Source organism: Poseidonocella sedimentorum, from assembly GCF_900116005.1.
GTDB classification, from domain to species: Bacteria; Pseudomonadota; Alphaproteobacteria; order Rhodobacterales; family Rhodobacteraceae; genus Poseidonocella; species Poseidonocella sedimentorum.
This window is the reverse complement of the sequence record NZ_FOYI01000010.1, coordinates 25143-49674: the sequence shown is the minus strand read 5'-3', so window position 1 is coordinate 49674 and position 24532 is coordinate 25143. Positions and strand designations below refer to the sequence as shown.

The window sequence follows — 24532 nt, the reverse complement described above, 5'->3', positions numbered from 1 at the left end:
GCGGCAATGACCTCTCGGCCGAGCTTCTGGCCGGGGCGGGCGGCGGCGATCCGATCGTGGCGCTGAGCGACGTCTCGCTCGCCGTGGTGCATGCGACCGAACAAGTGAGCAGCGGCGCGGCCCGCAGCTGGCTTGCGGCGCAGGGCGCACCGGGGCAACTCACCGTCGGCGGACAGAATTTCGGCGCCACAGGGCAAAACGCGCTGAGCATCAACCGCGGGCTGGCCTCCGCCGGGCTGGTGACGGGTCAGACGGTCATCGATTGGGCCCAGACGCCCACGGAGATCGCGCTCGGCGGCGACGAGACGCTCTCGCTGGAGACCGCCGGCGAGGTGGCCGAAATCGCCATCGCCGGATCGGTCAGCCTTGGCGGCGCGACACTCTCGGGCAGCTTCGGCCTCGCGCTCGATCAATCCGGTGCGGAGGACGTCTGGTCGCTCACCGCAGAGGACGCCGCGCTCGGGTTCCGGGCGGGCAGCGCCTATCTCGGGATCGAGGATCTCAGCGGCGCCCTGCGCTTCGGCGCTGGCGATGCGACAACCGGCGCCTTCTCCGGCCAGGCCGTGCTCGAAGGCGTGGCCGATCTTTCGCTCGGAGGGACCTTCGCGGCCGCGCTCGACGCAGACGGGGCGCTCAGCTTCGACGGCACCGGGCTCGCGCTCGACGTGGCGGGCTTTGCCTCGCTCAACGGCGCGCTCTCGGTCGAACGGCGCGCGGACGGTGCCATCGCCGTGGGCTCCGGCGGGCTCACCGGATCGGTCGGCAGCGGCGGCGCGGGCTTCACCCTCGCGCTCGACAGCCTCGGTCTCTACCTCGGCGCAACCTCGGTCAACGGCGCGGGCTTCGCGCTGGTGGCGGACGGGACGGCGGCGCTTGACGGGTTCGACGACCTGACCCTCTCGGCCACCGCATCGCTCCGGATCAACACGCTCGGCCAGCGGCTCGACACCAGCATCGGCGGCGTGGCGATGCTCTTCGACACGGGCGAGGCGCTCCGCGCGCTCAGCGTGAGCCGCGGCACCATCACCGTCGACGGGCTCGGCAGCATGACCGGCGCCTTCGCCGTCACCAGCCGCAGCGTGACCGAAAACGGCGTCACCCGGCAGGAGACGGACATCGGCCTTTCCGGCATGACCGGAACGCTCTCGCTCGGCGCGCTCGGCGCGGATCTCGACGAGGGGCGCGGCGCGATCCTGCTGCGCTCGGAGGGCGGGGAAAACCGCTTCGGACTCGAGGTCGAGGGCGATGTTTCGGTCAGCGGTGCGGATGCGATCAGCCTCTCCGCCGATGACCTGCGGGTCTCCTACAACCGGCTCGGCGAGGACGTGGTCGATCAGGCCGTGGACACCGGCGATGGCGACTACCTGCTCTCGCTCGTCGATGGCGAGACGCGGATTTCCGGCACGGCCACGGCCTCTGTCGCCGGGCTGACGCTGAGCGGCGATCTCTTCATCGAAGCGCGCGACGGGGTGGCCCACGCGCTCGACGACAGCTCGGCCGTCACGCTGGACCAGACGATCATCGGCGGCGCGGATCTGACGCTCAGCCTCGCGCCGAGGGGCAGCAAAATAGCAGAGCTTTCGGGCGGCGCCTTCGGCGTGATCCTGTCGGAGGATTCGGCGGATGCTTCGCGGCGTTGGATCACCGCGACCGGCACGGTCGGCGGGTTGCGGGTCCTTGACCGCGAGGTGCGCGATCTCGACAGCAGTGGGCTCACACTCAACCGCGCGATCGACGCGGGCGGCGCGCTGCTCGACGCCGCGACCCCGGTCCTCGACTGGAGCGGCGCGCGCAGCCAGACGCTTGCGCTCTCAGCCGGCGCGGGCGGTGCAGAGGCGGTGTTCGACAGCGCCGACGCCGCCTTCGAGATCGACGTCTCCGGCGCGCTCGACTTTGGCGCGGCGCGTCTGTCGGGCGACTTCTCTCTGGCCCATGACGAAGACGGCGGGGCCTCGGTCTGGGACCTCGCGGCTTCGGACGTCTCGGTCGGCCTGAGCGCCGGCGGCGCGGCGGTCACGCTCACGGACGGTAGCGGCACATTGCGGCTCGCGGATGCGGGCAATTCGGGCACGCTCTCGGGCACGGTCGCGGTCAGCGGCGTCTCCGGGCTGACCCTCGGCGGTACGGTCAGCGCAGCCTTCGACGGCGACGATCTGTCGCTTTCGGGCAGCAACGTGGCCGTCGGTTTCGATGGGTTCGGCGCTGTCACGGGCGGGTTCACCGTGTCGCGGACGGGCACGGGCGAGGCGGCCGAATTGCGCGTTGGGCTTGCCGAAGCGACGGCCGATTTTGGGCTGATCGCGCTCGAAGAGGTGGACCTCGGGCTGCTCCTGAAACAGGGCGCGACGGGGGCCGAGGGCTATGCGGTCGTGGCTTCGGGCCGGGCCGGGCTGGACGGGGTTTCGGGCCTTACCCTCACCGCCACGGCAGAAATCCGGATCAACACGCTGGGCGAAGGTCTTGTCACCGACATCGCCGCGGGCAGCGAAACGGTCACGCTCGATTTCTCCGACGGCACGGCGCAAAGATCACTGGTCATTTCCGAAGGGACCGTCGCCGTCGACGGGCTGGGCAGTCTCACAGGCGCGCTCGCGCTGGTCCCGGACAGCAGCGTCGCCGGCGATGGCACGGTGACCGAAACGCTCCGCATCGGGCTTGATGAGACCCACGGCTCGCTCGGGCTCGGCGGCGTCAACGCGGCACTGACGGGTGGGCGCGGGGGCCTTCTGGTCGAACGGATCACCACGGCGGGCGGGAGCGAGACCGGCTACGCGCTGCAGGCGCAGGGCGCGGTGGGGCTCACCGGAATCGAGGGCGTGACGCTCACGGCCGACCAGCTTTCGATCCGTCACAACCGGCTTGGCCGCGCGCTCGATGGCGAGCGGATCGCCACCGGCGGCGCGGATGAAATCCTGACGCTCGCCGATAACGAAAGCCGCATTTCGGGCCAGATGACCGCCGCTGTCGACGGCGCGATTTCGCTGAGTGGGCACATGGTTCTGGAGAGCCGGACGGGGGCCAATGCCGCCGATCTGACGCTCACCGACGGCAGCACGCTCAGCGCCGAACAGCTCATCCTCGGCGGGGTTGGCCTCGCGGCCAGCATCGGTCCGGCGAGCGCCGGTGCGTCGGTCGACGACATGGACGTGGCGCTGGTGATCAGCACCGAGACGGGCCTTGCCGCCGGCGCCGAGGCGCGCCGCTGGATCACGCTTGCCTCGACCCTCTCGGACGCGCGGATCAACGGCGCGGAGATCGCCGAGATCCGCTCGGCCAGCTTTGCGATGAACGCGGGCCTTGAGAGCGGCGCGGTGGTGCTCGGCGGGTCGGATCCGGTCATCGACTGGAATGGCGCGGCGGATGACAGCGCCACCGAAATCGCCGTGACATCGGGCACGAGCCTGATGCTCGATGCCGGCGCGCGGGTCTTTGCCTTCGACATCGACGGGGCCGTGACGCTCGGCGGCGCGGTGATCGACGGGACCTTTGCCATTTCGCTCTTCGACAGCAGCGCGGGCCAGGCCTGGCAGCTCAGCGCGGCGAGTGTCGAGATCAGTTTCAGCGCGGCGGGCGCGCAAGTCGGCCTCTTCGACGGGGCGGGGACACTCTGGCTCGGGCGCGATCTGACGACGGACACCTTCGGCGCGGATCTGTTCTCCGGCGAGATCGAGGGCGACGCGCGGGTCACCGGGGTGGACGCGCTCTCGCTCGACGGGCGTTTCGCGGCGAAATTCGACAGTTCGGGCAACCTGCTCTTCGCCGGCGCGGTGGATCTGAGCATAGCGGATGCGGCGGACATCAGTGGCGAAATCGCGGTGGAGATCGAAGCCGGCAGCACGGCCGAGGACGTCTTGGAAGGCGCGGCGCAAGAGACCGGCGCGGGCGGAATTCTGACCACCATCACCGACGGCGGCGTCCGCAGCAGCAGCGCTTTCACCCTCACCGTCGCCGAGGGCAGCGGCGCGGATCTGGACGTGGCCACAGGCACTTACACCTTCGGTTTGGACGGCGCGACGGCGCAAGTCCTGCTCGATGGAACGGATGAGGCCACATGGCGCGACCGGCTCGGCACGGCGCTTGAGGTGCTGTTCGGCTTCGGCACGGTCGAGGTCACGGGCACGCGGGCGGAGGGCTTTGCCATCGCTTTTGTCGGCGCGCTCAAGGGCACCGCGCTCACCGGGCTGACCGTCACGGGACCGGCGCGGCGCACCGACAGCGGCGACGCGGGCGCTGCGGTCATCGTCACGGCGCCGGGCGAGGGCGCGGGCGCGGTCCAGCGGCTCGATCACGGCGAAGGCGATCTCTCGGGCCGGATCAGCTACACGCTGCGCTACCTGCCGGAAACCTCGGCCGCGCTGCACCTCGCACTCGGCGATGGCACCGGCGCGACCCGCGAGGGCGACTACGACTTCACCTGGCAGGGCCGGACCGTTACGATCGCGACCCTCTCGGCGCGGGGCAACCCGATCGACGATGCCGCCCTCACGGCGGCGCTGGACACCGGGCTCAACGCGCTTTTCGGGGCGGGCAGCGTCTCGGTCACCGGCACCCGGGCGGGCGGGTTCGACCTCGTCTTCGGCGGCGGCATGTCCGGCGTTCCGGTCGCGCTGGCGGCGGAAGCTGGCGGTGACGGGCTCTTCATGAGCCCGCCGGAGGCCGGCGCGAGCGCCACCACCAGCACGAGCGATCTTCTGTCCCAGGCCACCGATGGCGAAGCGGCGACGCAATACCGGCTTGTGATCGGCAACCCGGACGGCACGATTTCCACCCGCGAATCGATCACCTTCGGCTTCGCCGACAGCGCGCTTGACGGCACAGCACGGCTCAACGCGCGCCAGACCTTCCAGGCACAGCAAATCTACGACGCGCTCGCGCCGCTGGTGGGCGCCGGGGCAGGCAGTTCCAAGGTCTTTGGCTCGGGCACGGTGCTGGGCCGGACATCTTCGGCGCTGCTTACGGTGTCGGCGATCCAGAGCCCGAGCAATGCCGCGATTTACGACATAACCTTCACGGGCGAAGCGGCGGACCGGGCGCTGGCGCTTGGGCTGCTTGAGGCACAAATTTCCGGCACTGCGGGCGACGGGACGGCCACGCTCACGGCGACGGGCGGACAGGAAGCGGCCACCGGCGCGGTCCACGCGATCGACCGGGCGGCGCGCGGGGTCGAGGGGAGCTACCGGCTTTCCTTCGACTACGACGGCCGGACATTCACCACCGGCGACATCGACATGCAGGCCGCCGCGGTCCATGTCCGCACCGCGATCATCGCGGCGGTGGACGGGGCCGGAGAGCGGTTTGACGAGGACGGCGCGACCGTCTCGGTGACCGCCGAGCCCGGCATCTTCCGCATTGCCTTTGGCGGCGATGCGGCGGGCAAACCGATCGACGCGATCACCGTCACCACCGCGCCCGACACCCCGCCAGAGGCGGTCCTGACCTCTGTGGAAACCGGCGGGACAGACGGCGCGGGCACCTATGCCACCGCGGCCATCGACCTGAGCGATTTCCGTGGCGATGCCGATGCCCTGGCCGCAGCGCTTCTCGCAGCGGAGCGGCCCGACGGGACAACCCTGGCCGAGGCCGGCGTCACCGTCACGATCAGCGCCGATCCGGATCGCGATGCCTGGCGCGTGAGCTTCGGCGGCTCGGCGGTGGATCAGGAGATCCTGCCGCTTACGGCCACGGTCACACTCGATCAGCCGCCCGAGATCAGCCTGACGCAGGACGCCGTCGGGCGGACGACCGAAGAGCTCCAACGCCTCGACCTGACCGGCGCGACCGGCGCGCTGCAACTGAGCCTCGACGGCGCGCGTAGCGCCGTGCTCGATCCGCAGACGCTCGATGCGGCCGCGCTGCAATCCGCGCTGGAAGACATCCCGGGGATCGGGGCGGGCAACGTGACCGTGACTGCCACGGGCGACGGGCTTTTCGACATCGCCTATGGCGGAGATCTGGCTGGCCGCGATGTGGCCGCGCTCACCGTCTCCGGCGCGATGCGCGTTGATCTGGTGATGCAGGGGACCGACGGGGCGCTGGCCGACCGGGTGACGATCACCCTCGGCTCTGAGAGCCGCACCGTCACTCTCGCCGAGGGCGACACAGCCGCCGAGCGGGTGGCCGCGAGCCTGCCCGCCCTGCAACGCGCGCTTGATCTGCTCTCCGGCCTCGGCGCGGGGCAGGTTGAGCTCACGCAGGATCCGCAGGATGGCGCCGCGCTTCTGCTCAGCCTGACCGACATCAACACCGGCGCCGCCCTGCCCGAGATCGGCGTGGCGCTTCTGCGCGCCGCGACACCCGCGCCCTCGATCCTCAAGATCGGCGCGGCGGAGGTCTCGGTGACCGTGGGCAATGCGGATGCGGGCGTGACCGTCACCGAAGCCGGTTTCGCGCTCATCATCGCGCAGGAAAGTGGCAGCGACACGGCGGGCTTTGCCCTCTCGGCGGAGGGCTCGGCGGCGCTGCACGGCTTTGGCGATGCGGTGAGCCTCACCGCCGATGCGACCTTCCTGATGAACCGTCTGGGCCGCGCAGTCGACACCAGCGTGCGCACCGGGCTCACGACCCCGGACCGCCAGCTGACCTTCACCGACGGCACCGAGCGCAGCGAGCTGACGGTCACCGAGGGCTCGATCACCGTGGCCGAAGTGGGCACTGTCACCGGCGCGCTCAAGCTGATCTCCGAGACCGAAACCGTGGGCGCGGACACGGTCCAGACCCTGCGCATCGGGGTGAGCGGCGCCGATGGGTCGCTGACGCCTGGCGGGGTCGGGCTTACGCTTGAGAACGGCGAAGGCGGGGTGATCCTCGAACGCCATTCGACCAACGGCACGCGCTATGCCTTCGGCGCGGAGGGCGACGTGGCGCTCGACGGCGTGCCGGGTGTGACGCTGAGTGCCGACGATCTGGTGCTCGCCTACAACCAGTGGGGCGAGGATCTCACGCTCGACGTCGAGACCGCCGATGGCGCCTATGCGCTCGATCTCGCCGAGGGCGAAGCGCGGCTGCGCGGGCAGATGGCGCTCGACGTGGCCGGGGTCTTCACCACCGAAGGCGCGCTGGCGATGGAATCGCGCGGCGACCAGAGTGTGACCCTGACGGACGGAAGCACCGTGACCGTCGATCAGACGATCCTCGCGGGTGCCGATCTGGCGATGGTGCTCGGCACGGGCGCCATGAACGCCCGGCTCAGCGATGGCGAGTTGCTGCTCGTGGTTTCGACCGAAGTGGGCGGCGCGGGCCGACGCTGGATTTCCGCCGAGGGGGCGATCGCCGATCTCGCGCTCGGGACCGACATCGGCGCGGAGGTCAGTTCCGCCTCGCTCCAGATCAACCGCGCGCTGGAGGGTGGCAGCCTGCTCACTCCGGGCGCGCCCGCGATCGACTGGAACGGCGCGAATGACGACGAAAGCACCGAGATCGTGCTGTCGGATGACGCCAGCCGCAGCCTCGCCGAAGGGGAGGCGGTCTTCGGGCTCTCGATCGACGGCGCTCTGCGCTTCGGCCCGGCCGAGCTTGGCGGCGCCTTCACCCTCGCGCTCACCGAGGACGCCGCCGGCGGGCAGGGCTGGACGGTCACCGCCTCGGATGCCTTTGCCAGCCTGAGTGCCAACGGCGCCACGGTCTCGCTCCGCGAAGGCGCGGGCGTGCTGACCCTTGCCCCCGATGGCTCCCGCTCGGGCAGTGTCTCGGGCACGGCAGAGCTGACCGGCGTTGACGGGCTGACCATGGCGGGCACCCTCGCCGCGACCTTCGACGACAGTGGCGCGCTGCAACTGGCCGGCGAGATCGACCTCGGGATCGACGGATTCGCCAGCGTCTCGGGCGCCTTCGCCGTGACCCGCGAAGGCGGCACCGCGCCGGAGCCCGAGATCACCATCGCCCGCGCCGAAACGGAAACCGGCGCCGAGGTTGACCGGCTTCAGGCCGGCGGGCAGCAGACACCGACGATCTACCGCCTCGACGCGCTGGCGGATGACGGCTCCGGCCGGTTCCGCGAAGGGATCTACAGCTTCAGCGCCGAAGGCACGAGCGCCACCGCCGACAGCACCGGCCTCGACGACACCGCTTTCGCCGACGCGCTGGAGACCGCGATCGAGAGCCTTTATGGCGCGGGCACGGCCGAGGTCACGGGCAGCCGGGCGGATGGCTTCGCCATCGCGCTTGTCGGCGCGCTCAACGGCCGGTCGATCGACGGGCTCACCATGACGCCCCCCGCCGATCCGGCGGACAAGACCGACTGGGGCACGATCAGCCTGCTCCAGACCGCGCGCGCCGCGCGCATCGAAGAGCACTACCTGCTCCTGCGCCCCGACGCGATCACCAACGTCTCCGGCGCCAAGATCCGCTTCGGCCTCGGCGACGGGCTGGAAACCGCCGCGATCCGCTATCTGTCAAACCCGCAGACGCAGGCCGCCCAGATCGAACGCGCGATCAACGCGGTGCTCGGCGCCGGCGCGGTCTCGGTCAGCTTCGATCAGAGCACCGGCGGCATCACAGAGCAGGGCTTCTCGCTGCGTTTCGCGGACGGCGCGGCCCCCGCGGCGCTCTCGGTGGAGAGCTTCACCACCGCCAGCAACGGCGCGGTGCTCGACGGGGTGATCAAGGTCACCTCCGCGCTGACCGAGGTGAGCGAAGAGACCGCCGCGCGCGGCACCAAACAGCTCGTGGACCTCTATGACGAGGCGCTCGACGGCAGCTTCGTGCTATCCTTCGACATCTTCGCCCAGCGGTTCGAGACCGCCGAGATCGCCTTTGACGCCACCGCCGAGGAGATGGCCGCAGCCATCGACGCCGCCATCGCCGGAGACGGCACGCACTTCGCCGGTCTGGGCGGCGAGGCGCTGGTGTCGCTGGTCACGGGCGAGGCCGGCCGGCACCGCTGGGAGGTCACCTTCGCCGGGACCGCACTTGGCCGCGACGTCCCGGTCGCCACCGGCACGATCACCGCGCTCACCCTCGCGCCCGACGCCGCCCTGACGCAGATCGCCGAGGGCACGACCACCTCGGAGCGCCAGTCGCTCACCATCGCCGACGGCACCTCCGTCTTCGCGCTCGCCTTCGGCAGCTCGGTCACCGCGCCGATCGCGGGCGATGCCACGGCGGCCGAGATCGAGGAAGCGCTCAGCGCGCTCGCGGTTCTGGGCGACGGGTCCGTTTCGGTCACCGATGGAGCGGAGGCAGGTGTCTTCACCATCGCCTTCACCGGCGATTTCGCGCAAAGCGCAGTGGCGCTGGTGCAAGCCGCGCCGGTGCAGACGCTCTCGCTCTCGCTGCCCGACGGGTTGGCCGACATGGTCCGGCTCCGGGCCAGCGGCGCGGCTGAGTGGTCCCAGACCATCAATCTGTCCGAGCTCAGCGTGAGCGCCCAACGCGCCGCGCTTGAGGCCGCGTTGCAGGCAATGACGGACGACAGCGGCGCGCCGGTCTTCGGCGCGGGGGCCGTGCGCGTCCACACCGGGCAAAGCGCGGGCGAGTTCCATCTCGTCGGGGTCTCGTCGCTGGCGGGCACGCGCCTCATGGGCGTCGTCACCGGGCTCAGCCGGGCCGCGGCCGAGACGCCCGAATACCTGCTCATCGGGGCCGAGGAGGTCAGCGGGCTGATCGGCGGGCCAGCGGCGGGCGTCTCGCTTGAAGACGGCGCGCTGGCGATGGTGCTCTCTCGCGGACAGGACGGCGCGGGCTATGCGCTGGAGGCCTCCGGCGCGCTGGCGCTGAGCGGCTTCGGCGGCGATGTGAGCTTCTCGGCGGAGGGCCGCATCGCGGTCAACACGCTCGGCCGGGCGATCACCAAGACCGTGCCCTCGGGCCTCGGCGACGCGACACAGGAGCTCGATTTCACCGATGGCGCCGACCGGCGCGAGCTTGTGATCACACGGGGCGCGTTGAACGTCGCCGGTCTCGGGACGCTGGAAGGCGGGCTGAGCCTGAGCGTCGTGTATCACGAGGTCGACGGCATCGACACGACCGACATCCGCATCGGGCTACAGGACGTGGAGGGCGCGCTCTCGGCGGGCGGGCTCAGCGCCGAGCTTTCGGACGGGACAGGCGCGGTGCTCCTGCGCAACCAGCAGGGGATCGACACCCGCTACGCGGTTCAGCTCGAGGGCGACGTCGGGTTCGATGCAGGCAGCGCGCTGAGCATCGACGCCGATGCGCTCGAAGTGACGTGGAACAACTGGGGCTCTGATCTCAGCGAAAGCGTGGCCACGCCGGACGGGCTCTATCAGGTCGATCTGCTCGAAGGCGAGCGCCGCATCCGGGGCGACATGAGCGTCTCGGTGGCGTCTGGCACGTTGGAGGCCTCTGGCGCGCTCTTCCTCGAATTCCGCGATGATCAGGACGTGGCGCTCGACGACGGCACGGCGATCACCGTCGATCAGGTGCTGCTCGGCGGCGCGGGCATCGGCGCGGAGCTCTCCGGCGGGACGGTCGCCTTGCGCGAGATGGACCTGCTCGCGGTACTCTCGACCGAGGATGTGACATCCGGCCCCGCGCGGCGCTGGCTCACGGCGGCGGGCGAGATCGGCGCGGCGGGCATCGCGGGCTACGAGCTCGCGGGGGTCACTTCGGCGGCGCTCAAGCTCAACCGTCAGATTTCGGGCAGCACCGGGGTCGACCCTGCGGACACCGCTGCGGCCATCGACTGGTCCGGCGCGGCGCTCACGCTCTCGGCGGGCAGCGCCGCCAGCGACGTCACGCTCGACATGGACAGCCGCGCCTTCGAGGTGGAGGCCGAGGCCCGGCTGCGGCTCGGCGCGGCGGAGGTCGACGGGATCTTCCGGCTGGTGCAGAGCAGTGCGGCGGCGGGGGACACATGGACGCTCGACGCCGAAGAGGCGCGGCTGGCGATCCGGCTCGGCGATCTGGCGCTCGCGCTCGATGACATTTCCGGCGAGCTGGTGCTCAACCCCGACGGGACACGCAGCGGCAGCGTTTCTGGCGAGGCGAGCCTGACCGGGATCGACGGCATCACGCTGGAAGGCGATCTCGCGGCGAGCTTCGGCGCGGATGGCGCGCTCTCGGTCAGCGGCTCGGCCAGCCTCGACGTGCTCGACATGGCGACGCTGGAGGGCAGCTTCACCTTCGCCCAGACCATCGAGAACGATCGCGCGATGCTGGAGGCGACGGTCAGCGACCTTGCCTCCGAATTCACCGTGGATGGGGTCGGATCGGCGGGCCTGCGCGATGGGGCGCTCCTGCTGCTGATCGGCGCGCGCCCCGACGGCGCGCAAGGCATGGCGATCTCGGGCCAGGCGACGGCCTATATCGACACGCCGCTCGCGGACATGGCCGGGACGATCTCGCTCCAGGGCAACACCATGGGCCAGGCGGTGGACCGCAGCGCCGATGTGATCCAATCCAGCGGAGAGACTGACACTCTCAGCCTTAGCTACGACGCCACCGAACGGCCCCTCGCCATCGAATTCGGCGATCTGGAAGCGGTGATTTCGGATCTGCTCTATGACGCGATGGACAGCGTCTCGACGGCAGTGAGCGACCTCAAGGAAGAGATTTCCCCCGACTTTGACGACAGCGGCGAGAACGTCTCGACCAACCCGCTGGGCATGACCCTGCCGGTGATCAACTCGGCCGTGTCGCAGATCGTCGGCGCGGACCGATTGCTCGCCATCGGCGACTATGTCCAGCGCTATATCGGCAACACCGGCGAGGCGCTCGACGGCTTGGCCGCCCCCGATTACGGGACCACCGGCGCGCCCACCATGAGCGGGCTTCTGACTTATCTGCAGGACAACTGGCTGCCCGAGCTGGGGCTTGAGAGCGACGCGCTGCGGCTGGTGACCACGGCCTCCGGCATGGAACTCAGCTTCGCCGCCGGGCTGCAGCTCGAGGCCGAGGCGGAGCTCAACTTCGACGAGGCCCTCGATCTCTTCGCACTCGAGATCGACGGCGACGTGACCGTCTCGATCGAGGCCACGGTCGATGTGGCCTTCGACCTCACGCTCGACTGGAGCACGGGCGACGCGGAATTCGTGCTGCACAAGCTGGACTTCGAGGCCATCGCCTCGGTCGATGACATCGACCTGACCGCCGCGCTCGGGCCGCTCTCGGTCTCGATCGGCGATGCGGCGCGCGAAACCGGCTCCATGTCCCTCGCGCTCGGCGGGCGGATCGTGCAGGGCGCAACCGGGCTCAGCTTCGAGCAGACCCGCGACGAGCTCGTCATAGACCTGCCGGTCTACACCCAGCTGGGCAGCCTTGACCTCGCCGCCGCGGCCACCCCGCGCATCATCGCCAGCGGCGCGCCGATCAGCGGCAGCATCGACTGGGAGACCCGCGATTTCGACGCCATCGGCGATTTCAGCCGCCTTTCGGTCGTCGATCTCATCCTGATGTTCCCCGACCTCATCGACACGCTCGAAGGGGTGCAGGAGAGCGGCGTCTTCAGCAATACGCTGCCCTTCCTCGACACCGGGCTCGATCAGGTGCTCGCCTTCGGGCAGAGCTTCGAAAGCTCGGTCTATGACAAGATCGACTTCCTCAAGGCGCGGGTCGATGTGCTCGATGTCTCCGCCGTCACGGTCCGTTCCGGGACGATCGACGGCGACGCGGCGACGATCCTGCTGAACCCCTTCGGCGGCATGACCGAGGAGCTGGTGGACGGGCGCGACGTGACGCTGTTCCAGATGGCCGGCGGGGTCGAGACCGAAGTCGGCACCTTCGCGGTCAACGAGTTTCTCGACGGTCGCAGCCTTGTGCTTTCGGGCGGCGCCCAGCTCTCGGGCAGCTACCGGATGGTGCTGCACGAGACCCGCGAGCAGATCACCACGCTGCAGGAATTCATGGATGCGGTGAACCGCTCCGGCGTCCTGCCCGCGGGGCTTTCGGTCACCTTCGATCCGGTCGAGCGGGTGTTTGCGATTCCGTTTGCATTCGCCGAGTCGCTGACGCCGGTTGAGGTCCCGCTCAATCTCGATCTGGGCAGCGACGACATCAAGCTCACGACCGAAGCGGTGGGCAGTCTCAACGTATCGGTCGCCGGGGGGCTCGCGCTCTACGCCGACCTCGACGGCAAGACCTACAAGGGCAACACCGGGGCGCTGAGCGCCGGGAGCCGGACCTTCGCGGATGCGAATTTCACCTTCGACGCCGGCATGGTCGGCCACAAGCTCGACATCGCGGGCGAGACCTACACCGTCGCGGGCTTTGTCGATGCCAACACGCTGACACTGGACCGGGCGGCGGAGGCCGATCTGTCGGGCGCGGGCTATGTGCTGCGCGCCGATGCGCTGGAGCTCGGGGTGCGCGATGTGGCGCTGTCGGCAGAGGCCTCGCTCGCGCTGGAGGACCTTGAGGTCGCGCTGCAACTGGGCATCCTGACCGCCACGGCGGGCGGCGAGGGGACCGACAGCGGCTTCTTCCTCGACGCCGAAATCGCCGTCACGCTGGACCGCGACGCGGATGCCGTGACCGAGGGCGATACGGTCTTTGCCTTCGACGAAATCTCCTTCTCGGCGCTCAATTTCGAGCTCTCCGGCTCGGCCACCGCCCGGCTGCGCGGGCTTTCGGTCGATCCCGGGCTCGGCTCGGACATCCCGCTTGCGCCGAACATCGAGGTCTCGATGACCGCGCTCGATATTTTCAGCCCCGGCGCGCTGAAGATCATCGACCAGAACCCGCTTTACGCCGCCGATATCGACGCGCTGGTCGAGGCTGGCACGGTGGGCGCGTCGGACATGGTCGTGATCATGCCCGACCTCGGCGCGGCCTTCGATTTCAAGGACATGTCCTTTGAGGACATCATCTCGGCCACCCGCCTCGGGCTGGAAATGGTGCGCGACGCCATCGAGGATCAGCCGTTCTATTCGGTCGTCCTGCCGGTGGTCGGCACGTCGCTCGCCGATGTGTTCCCCTTCGTCGACGGCTTCCTAGAGAGCCTTGAGGAAGCGGCCGCAGATCCGGCGGGGGCGGCCAACGAGATGGAGGCGCGGATCGAGGCCGCGCTCGGCATCGAAGACGACAATACGCTCGCCGTCGAAGACCAGATCTTCGCGCTCGCGCTCAACGGCGAGACGCTGGATATCCACCTCAACATCGGCGCGGTGTTCGAGGAGAACTTCGGCTTCTCGCTCGATCTGCAACAGCTCGCCGCCATCGCCGGGCCCGAAGCGCTCGCGGGCTTCGATTTCGTCGATGACATCGCCGATGTGCTCAATCCGGGGGCTGCTGGCGCGATCGAGCTTTCGGCCTATGCCAACCTGCGGGTCCATGCCGGGATCGAGCTGGTGGACGGCGCCCCGAGCGTCTTCCTCTATGACTATGATCCCACGCGGATCGAGACGATCACGGTCGCGCCCTTCGGCTCGGCGGTTTTCGCCAACCGCTCCTCGGAGCTTGATGAGGCCGGACGCAACGAGATCCTTGCCGATTTCCGCGCCATCCTCGGCGGGCTGGGCGACAGCGTCCAGCGCATCACCGCCCAGGTCCGGAGCTACTGGCTGAGCGGGAGCGAAGACGGCAACACCGACGCGGTCCACGGACCCGATCAACTCGTCGGGCGGCGCCAGGAAGAGATCATCGAGCTGGCCGACTGGCTCTCGGAGGAGCTTGGCGTCGAGGTCGTGCTGCACGCGGGGCTTCAGGTCGAGGTCGCGACCGGCATCGGCGGTGCGACCTTCACCGATGTGCAGGTCGAGCGCAGCTATGACGTCACCCCCGACAAGGCGCGCGGCACGGTGGCGAGCATCGGCCTTGCGGTCCGCGGCACCGGGCTCGATCTCGGCTTCGACGCAGGGCCCGCGCGCATCGGCGTGACCGATGGCTGGGCCGCGATCGACCGCGACGGGCTCGCCTCCACCGAGGATTACGCGACCTTCACAATCGCGCTGGACCAGCAGGGTGGCAGCGTCGAGGACGACGGCAAGTTCCACCTCTTTGACGAACGCCTCAGCCAGAACCTCGATTTCGAACTCGTCGGCGGCTTCGGGATGGATCTGCCGATCATGTTGCAGGTCCCGGGCCTGCCGGACATCACGCTCTCGTCCTTCACCGCCGCGACCGGCGAAACCGGGCTTCAGGGCCTGCTCGACATGGCCTCGGGCAGTTTCGTTCAGGGTGAGGTCCTGACCATCACCGTGCCCAATGTGCAGGACGTCATGGATAACTTCCTTGACCAGTTCTCGCTCCTGGGCATGCTGACCAACCCCTCCGTGATCCTCGACGGGCTCGATGACGCGCTCGGCGTGGTGCAGGACGTGCTCGGCGACGAGATCACCCGCGACATCCCGCTCATCGGCGACAAGCTCGGCGAGGCGGGCAATTTCGTGGGCAACTTCCGCGTCGGGCTTCTGGAAGAGCTGCGCGACAAGCTCTCCTCCGAGGGTGGCACGGTCGGCATCCTGCGCAATGCGATGTGGGATCTCTTCGGGACCGACGGGATCGATCTGGTGCTCGACTACAACGGTGACGGCACCGTCAACATCGATGACATCGCGATCAACTGGATGGATCGCGACGGGCTCGTCCTCGCGGCCTGGGCGCCGGGCGATCTGCCCCCCGACGAGGCCGACGCGATCGAGTTCGATATGGATCTCGGGATGGATCTGCTCGGCGCGGATATCGACATTCCGCTCGACATCGACATCCCCGGCTTCTCGCTCGACATCGACGGCGGCTTCGCCTTCGACATCGGCTGGCAGTGGGATTTCGGCTTCGGGATCAGCACCTCTTCGGGCATCTACATCAAGACCAACACCGACGAGGAAAAGGAAATCCGGCTGGAGGCCAACGCCTACCTGACCGGGACCGACGGCAACCCCTTCACCGCCAACGGCTCGCTGCTGTTCTTCGATGCCGAGGTGATCGACGCGCGCCCCGGGGGCAAGGCCAGCGGCGCGAGCGTGGTTCTGGGCATCGACATCAAGGGCGATGCGCGCGGGCGCCTGACCGCCAGCAAGCTGATTTCCCAATCCCCGAGCCAGACCTTCGGCGTCGCCTTCGACGTCACCTCGGCGCTCGACCTGCAGACCACGCTTTCGGCCACCTCCTCGATGCCGAAACTGCGCGCCAACCTGACGGTCGACTGGGATTGGAGCTACGGCGAGAGGCTCGGGTTGCCCACCGTCGAGCTGCAGAATTTCCGCGTCGATGTCGGCTCGCTGATTGACGACTTCCTGCTGCCGATCAGCGAGGATATCGCCGGTATCCTCGAGCCGATGACGCCCTTTGTCCGCTCGATGATCACCGAGATCGACGGGCTCGACTTCATCCGCAACGCCGGGATCGAGCCGACGCCGCTTGGCCTCATCAACGGCATCCTCAAGCTCCGCGGCCTGCCGCAGATCCCGCGCGCCTTCTTCGACGCGGTGCTGTTCATGGCCGAGCTGCCCGACACGCTCAAGAGCTTCGGCGACTCAGGCGAGATCCTTCTGGGCAGCATCGTGGGGCTCGGCGCGGGCGAGCTGCGCGCGATTCCGGCAATTCAGGTGGGCTCTGGCTCTGGCGGCTCCGGCTCGGGCGGATCAGGCTCGGTCGAGGATCTCTTCGCCGAGATTTCCGCCGGCTCATCGGGCGGCGGCGGCGGCTCGTCCAGCTCCAACTCCAGCAAGATCAAGAGCTCCGGCGGCGCTCTGAACCAGCCGCGTTCCGGCTTCAAGATGCTGGAATACATCAAGAATATCGACAACTGGAAAGAGATCATCTCCGGCGGCGACGCCATCCTCTTCACCTATGAGCTACCGCTTCTGGGCTATCAGACGGGGATCGACATCCCGCTGGCGCGCATCCCGATCGGCCCGGTGACGGTCAAGGTCGATGCCAGCCTCGACTTCCAGATCATCGCCGATCTGGCCTTTGGCTACGACACCTACGGCATCCGCCAGGCGATGAGCTCGGGCAACCCGCTCGACGCGCTCGACGGGTTTTTCGTCCATGATTTCACCCTGCCCACCTTCCGCAACGGCTCGATCGTCAGCGGCACCGGCGGCGAGGAAAAGGACGAGCTTTACCTCGATGCCTCCATCGGCCTTTCGCTCGGCGTCGGCATCGGCCCGCTCTACGGGGGCGGGCGCGGGACGATCAACTTCCACGCCGGGCTCGACCTGCAGGACATCGCGCAATCGGTCCTCACCAAGGACGCGAACGGCTATGTGACCGACGTCACCTTCGAGAGCGACGGGCGCATCCGGGGCTCGGAAATCGCGACGATGTACGAATACGAGGACGGCGGTTTCGCCAACCTCTTCAACATCGACATCAACGCCAATTTCGTGGCCAGCATCTTCGTCGAGCTCGATCTGTGGCTCACGACGATCACCTTCTACGAGGCGACGCTGTTCAAGGCGAACCTCTTCGACTGGGAATACAACGCGCCCTACGTGCAGCCCTATCTCGCCGAGAAGCAGGGCGACACGCTTTACCTCAACGTCGGCGACCGCGCCGGCGAGCGGCAGTATTTCGGCACCGATGACGCCGGCGAGGAGGTCACGCTCTACGGCTCCGGCGGGACCGTCTCGGTCGAATACGACGGCTGGTACCAGACCTATTCCGGCATCCGCAACGTGGTGGCGAATTTCGGCGAGGGCGACGACACGCTCGACATGACGCGCCTTCGGGACGTCACCGCGACGATCTCGCTCGGCGCGGGCGACGACACGGCCTATGCCCGCCACGGCGGCGGCACGATCTCGGGCGATGCGGGTGACGACAGGATCCAGATCGGCTATTTCGAGGAAGGCACCGTCACCATCGAGACCGAGGAAATCGACCACGGCGAAGGCCGTATCGAGACGGTCAGCGAGCGGGTCTACACCCCGGGCGGCTTCATCGCCGGTTCGGGCACCTCCCAGGGCTGGACGCTCCGGGGCGGCGATGACGATGACGTGCTCACCGGCGCGCTTGGCGACGACACGCTGGAAGGCGGCGCGGGCAATGACCGGCTGACCGCAGGCGGCGGCGATGACCGGCTCGCGGGCGGGACGGGCAATGACCGGCTCACCGGCGGCGGCGGCTTCGACACCTATGCCTTCGAGAGCGACTGGGGCGAAGACAAGTTCAGCGACAGCGACGGCGCCACCGCGCTCGATTTCTCGGCCATGGACAACGCCGTCACCCTCTCGCTCGACAAGCGGGGTGTGAACGCGGTGGACGAGAGCACCGGGGTGGAGCTGCGCGTGACGCGCACCCAGGTCGAGGACATCATCCTCACCGCCTTCGAGGACACGCTTCAGGTCAAGTCCTTCCCCGAGTGGCAGGTTGACGTGACCGACACCGGCGGGCGCGACGATTACCGCTTCCGCACCGACCGCGCCGACCGGTCGGGCGAAACCGGTACCATCAACCTTGTCGAGTTCGGCAGCGATTTCGATGAAATCATCGTCGAGCAGGATCGCGCGCGAACCACGGCCGATGCGCTCGTCCTCGGGCTCGGTACCCTGACCAATGGCCGCGAGGTCATCACCTATGAGCATGGGCTCATCGACCGGCTGTCGATCAAGGGGCGCGGCGCGGCCTATGACGCGAGCGGCGTGACCTCGCTCGGGGCCGATGTGCGGCTCAAGGCGGGCGATGGCGAAGCGGCGATGGACCTCGGCGGCACCGAGCTGCGCGCGCTTGGCCGCGAGGTGATCCTCGAGACCCCGCTGATGGCCTCGGGCCTCATCATCGGCAGCATTCGCGATATCGAGATCAACCATGATGTGACGCTGCTCAACAGCGGCGATCTGGATCTGCGCACCTATGGCGACGGCTCGGACGTGATCCTCGGCGCCAACATCTTCTCCGCCTCCGGCCTTGCCGCCGGAGATGACGGCGCGAGCGAGATGCGGATTTCGGTGGCTGACGGCAGCCTGATCAACGCTGACGCGTGGCAGATCGCCGGGGCGGGCGCCTCGCTCATGGTCAAGGCCAAGGACGCGATCGGGACGTTCGACAACCCGATCCGCACGCGCATCGCCTATTTCACCGCCGCGACCTCCGGCCATGGCGCGGGCGACGTGGTGCTGATCGAGGATGACGACCTTATCCTGAGGCAGGAACAGGCCTACGTCAGCGAGGAAAACCCCGGCTTCGTCATCGACGAGACACCCGACGACACCCAGTGGGAAGACGAAGAGGACTGGATCTCCGATCCGGCCGCCGGCGCCGCCGAGTGGCGCGAGCTTCTGCGCAAGAACCGCAGCGACATCCGCACCGGCTATGCCATCGAGGTCGCCCACGGCGATCTGCAGATCGACCTTCTGGCCGACGATTCGCTCCTGACCCTCGCGAGCGGTTCGGTCGAGACCGAAGAGGCCGGCCGGTTCATCACCATCACCACCGACGACATCGACCTGATGAGCGGCGCGGGCCAGCTCATCAGCACCGGCGTCCTCACTCTGCGCAGCCAGCGCGACGTCACGACCTATTACATGGGCACGTCGGCGGAAGATCTCGTCGGTGACGATTACGGTGAAGACAGCGAGCAACAGGTCGAGCGGCCGGGCTTCTACATGTCCTCGCGCGATCTCGCGGCGCTGGCCGACGGGTTCTCCGAGATCCATATCGGGCGGCGCGATCTGGGCAACCTGATGTACCTCGGCGACATCAAGGAAGCGACGCAGGTCAAGTTCGTCCCCGACAGCGGCGCGCTCCCGCGCGGGCCGGATGACAGCATCGCGCAGTTCCGCGACACGACCTTCCTTTATGCCGACGAGATCGACGTGCAAGGCGATGTGCAGGCGCCCGAGGATGTGCTGACTCTGGAGACGCGCAAGCTCCGGGTCTCGAGCCAGAACGTCCACGATGCCATGGGCCTGCCCGATTCCGGGCTCTATGCCGAGCAGCTCTTGATCCGGGTCGAGGAACAGGCGCAGATCACCGGCTGGCTCCGGGGCGACGCGCTCATCGATTTCGACGTGACCGGCCGGATCGGCGATGCCGGGCTTGATGATGCCTATGCCCAGGTCGATTACGACGCGCTTGCCGGGCCGGCGAGCCTCTTCATCGACAATGCCGCGCGGATCGAGGTCTTCGACGATGGGGCGCTGATCGATGTGGATACCACCCACGCGATCGAGACCTCCGGCCTCTTCCAGCTCGCCGGCGAGGGCGCGACGATTGACCTCGCCAGCGGCGGTCCGCTGATCCTCGTGGAGCTTGCCCGCTTCCGCGCCGAAGCGGACGACTCGACGATTATCCTCCACTCCGACGACGTGCTCGCGGTCAACAGCGGGACGGAAATCCGCGCCGGTGCGCGCTTCCTCGAGGATGGGATCACACCGGAAATTTCCGGCACCAACGGGACGATCTCCATCGCTTCGCAGGGCGCGCTCTTGCTTGGCGGGTCGATCACCGCATCGGGCGATCTGCTGCTTTCCTCGGCCGGTCAGATCTACGACAACGCGGTCTTCGGCCTTCCGACCCTGCCCGATGGGACCCCGAACCCGGCCTACAAGCCGCGCTACGCGATCTTCAACAAGACCGGCTATTTCCGCGGCATTGCCGATGCCTCCCCCGATCATTACCTCGCCGATCACGACACCGGCTATGGCCTGCTGATCACCGGCACCGTGACCAGCCTCGGCGACGACACCTCGCTCACGCTCCGCTCGGACGAGGACGTGATCCTGCGCGGCAACGTCAATGCGACCGGGGCCAACGCGGCGCTGACCTATCAGTCCAACAGCTTCCTCTTCGTGGAAAGCTTCACAACCGCGACCGCCGCGCTCTCGCTCTATGGCGGGGTGGACGTGAACGGCGAGGCCATCGAGGGCACCGGCCGGCGCGCCGACACCCGCGGCAGCAGCGTCTATGTCTGGCCCACGGGCACGCTGCGGACCACCGACGCGCACTCCACCGTGACCGTCAAGGGCGCGGAAGACGTGGACATTTTCGGCGCGATCGTGGCCGGGGGCGAAGTGATCGAGACCGGCGTCGAATGGGCGCTGGACGAAAACGGCGACGGCGGCAGCGATCTGATCGTGAGCGCAGGCCAGCAGATCCGGCTCGAGTCCGGCCTCCTGGCCTCCGGCGACGTGACGCTGATCGGCGGGACGCCCGGCGATGACGACCACTGGACCGGCGCGGCGATGACCGATGCGCCGGATACCGGCGCCAACCGGCTCTCGCTCCTGATCAACACCGCCGGCGGTGTGACGGCGGCGGGGCTCGGCGCGAATGGCGCGGGCTCGACCGTGACGCTCTCGGGCGAGGAGCGGATCGAGGTGATGGGCTACGTTACCTCCGGCGGCCAGCTCTACCAGGTCTTCGGCCTGACCGACCCCGACGATCCCGGCAGCGAGGCGCTGCTGTCGCAAAGCTTCACCTGGACCGGGCGCGAGAGCGACATCCTGATGACCGGCACGGGCCGGATCACCATCGGCGGGCTCACCGAAAACGAAGCGGGCGAGATCGTCACCACCGGCGGCTACCTCACCGCCTCGCGGCTCATCGACGTGGCGGGCGGCGCGGATGCCGAGACCGGCACCGGGCTCATCGTGGCCTCCGCCGCCGAGCTCGTGACCGAAGGCACCTGGGGGTACGCCGAGGATGGCAGCCGGAGCCGCGACGCGGGCGGCAGCTACGTCGACGGGCGCATCGCGCTCTCGGGCGTCGGCGATGTGGACATGGGCGGGCTGCTGATCGCCGGCGGGCGGAGCGACATGGTGCGCGACAGCCTTGGCAAGTACATCGGCCGCAACCCCGTGCGCTATGACGTGGACAGCACCATCCGCGTGCAGGCGGACCGGCAGGTCCTCGTGCGGACCGACATCACCGCGGGCAAGGAGGTCGAACTCGTGGGCGGGCTCGACACCCGCAGCCCCGATCCCTCCGATCCGATCGGCGCCTATGACGGTCAGGGCCTGGTCCTTCTGGGGTCGGCCCAGATCACGACGCAGCGCGAGAACAGCCAGATCTTCCTCAACGCGCCGGGCGATATCTCGGTGCTGGCGCCGGGCGATATCCAGGAGCTCCTGCTCGGCGGTTGGGCCGACCGGTCCGATGGCGTGCTCAACGAGGACGTGACGCTGCTGCTGCAGGTCGACAAGCTCGGCTACACCATCGAAGCGGCCGTGACCGTGACCACCGAGGACACTGCGGACAATACGACGATCGAGCACCTTCTGGCCGATCTGACCGCGGCCATGGACGCGGCGGCGTGGACCGTGGTGCAGACCGACGATCCGAACGGGGTGCTGACACCGCCGCTCGGGACGGTCTATGCCGGGCTCGCCGCCGTGCCGAGCGACAGTGGTGGCAGCACGCCGGACATTGCCGTCAAGCTGCGCGACGGGCGGCTGCGTTTCGTCGGGCCTTATGAGATCGCGCTGCTGGCCTCCTCCGATGCCTCCGGCACTTTGCGCGAGACGGTCAACGGCGCGGCTGTCGGGGCGGTCTTCGAAGACGGCATTCCCGGGGCGATCACCAATGACGGCGATGGCGCGATCATCGGGGCTGTTTCGGGGCGGCGCTATGCGATGGATGCAGCGGCGACGGGCTCGCACATTCTCATCGGCGCGCCCGACGGGCCCAACGGCGCGACCTATATCGCCGGCAAGATCCGCGCCCACACGGCGCTTGAGATGAAGACCGACGAAGCCGCGGGCGGGCTGGAGCTGGAGTCCACCGGCGTTCTGGAGACGATCGATGGCGGCATCGGCTTCTCGCTCGGAGCGGCGAGCGTGCTTGTCGGCGACATCATCGCGGGCGGCGTCGGCAATGACGTCACCCTGAGCGCCGAGGGCACCCTGCGCCTGCGCGGGCTGGTCGAGGCCGGCGGGCTGGTGAGCGTGACCGGCGGCAGCGACGCGGAAAGCCTCGTGCTGGAGCCGACGGCGACGCTGCGCACAACCGCGGCCGGCGGGCGGATCGAGATATCCGGCCTGAATGACGTGATCATCGATGGCGCCGTGGAGACCACGCTGGCCGATCATCTGCTCACGATCACCTCCGAGCAGGGGACCGTCGAGCTGACGCAAAGCGGCGGGCGGATCGACACGGCGGGGCAGCTTGATATCTCCGGCGTCGCGCTCGAAATCCGGGGCGTCATCGAGTCCAGTTTCATCGCCGGGGACGCGACACCGGAGTTGCGGCTGACCGCGCTGGATGACATCGATCTGTCCAGCAACCTGACGGCGGCGGGCGATCTCGATCTGTCCTTCGGCGGCACGCTGAGCCTCATCGGTGCGGCCGTGGAGGTCGATGCGCTGACCGTGACCGGGCCCGAGATCATCATCGGCGACGCGGCCAGCGGCACCGGGGCCACCATCGAGGCGGGCAGCCTCGCGCGGTTCACCGTCGACACGCTGTTCGATCTGCAGGCGGGCGGCGTTGTCGCCAGCGCGCAAGCGGACTCGCTCATCGAGATCACCGCACCGACCGTGCGCATCGCGGGCAGCCTCAACGCGGGCTCCGAGATCGTCTCGGGCACGGCCACCGCGGTCGCCGCGAATGGCGATGTCGAGATCGTCGCCGGCGATCTGCTGCGCCTTGGCGGCACGGCCTCAGACGGCGGCGATGCCCCCGGCGGGATCTTCGCCACCGGCGACATCACCCTCACCGCAGGCGCGGGCGCGGGCAACACCGACCTGCTCGGCACCGGCCTCTGGATCGACGCCGCGAGCGCCGTGCGCAGCCTCGGGCCGGACGGCACCACCTCGGGCACCGTCACGCTGCATTCGTCGAGCGATCTGCGCATCGATGGCAGCACCCTGGCCGAAGGCGCCGGCGGGCAGATCCTGCTGACCTCCGACCAGCGGATCACCCTCGGCGGGCTGATCTTCGGCCATGACCTGCTGCGCGTGACCGGTGGGCTTGCCGACTCGCTGGGCAATTCGGTGACCACCACGTCGCTCGTCTACCGCATGAACTCCGCGCGCGGCGCGACGGCGGCGGACACCTATTTCGTGGACGAGGACGGGCGCTGGATGGATGCGTCGGGCTTCCTCGTGCTCGATGGCGCGGGCGAGGTTGTCACCGAGGACAATGCGCTGGACGCCGCGAGCGTCTCGGACACTCTGGAAGGCGGCGCCCCGGAACGGCTGAGCGGCGCGATCCTCGACACCGGCATCGGCGGCGCGATCGAGATCACCGGCTCCGGCGGGCTCCTGCTGCAGGGCATGATCGGGCAGGCGATCGAGGAAACGGGCGGCGACATCAGCGCGAACCCCGCGAGCATCACCGTCACCGGCGCCACCGGCGGGCAGGTCATCGTCCGGGCCGACATGAACGCCCGCGACGCGATCACCATCACCGGCCGGACGCTCTCCGTCCTCGAAGGGGCCGCGCTGCGGACCTGGGAAGACGACAGCCGCCTCGAAATCCTCGCCACGGGCAATGTACTGTTGCAATCGGATCAGGGCTTCGGGCGCGGCAATGCCTCGTTCGTCTCGGGCGGGCGCATCCATGTGCGCGGCAGCACGCTCTTCGTCGGCGGCGATCTTCTGGCGCAGGACGAGGTCTTCATCAACGCCTCGCACGATGTGCAGATCCAGGCCAGTGTCGCCACCGCCGATGGCGTGACGGATGCGCGGATCGCCGTCCGGGCGGGCCTTCTGGCAACGCTGCCCGACGGCACCACCGCGGGCACCGCGCGCGC

General features: G+C 68.8%; 1 protein-coding gene (running past both ends of the window). It reads left to right on the top strand.

All 24532 nt of this window come from inside a single coding sequence — locus tag BM353_RS13155, Ig-like domain-containing protein (protein ID WP_092081644.1), on the top strand. Of the gene's 53373 coding nucleotides, 6991 precede the window and 21850 follow it; the stretch shown corresponds to coding positions 6992-31523 (codon 2331, partial, through codon 10508, partial); the first codon wholly inside the window starts at nt 3. Both the start codon and the stop codon lie outside the window.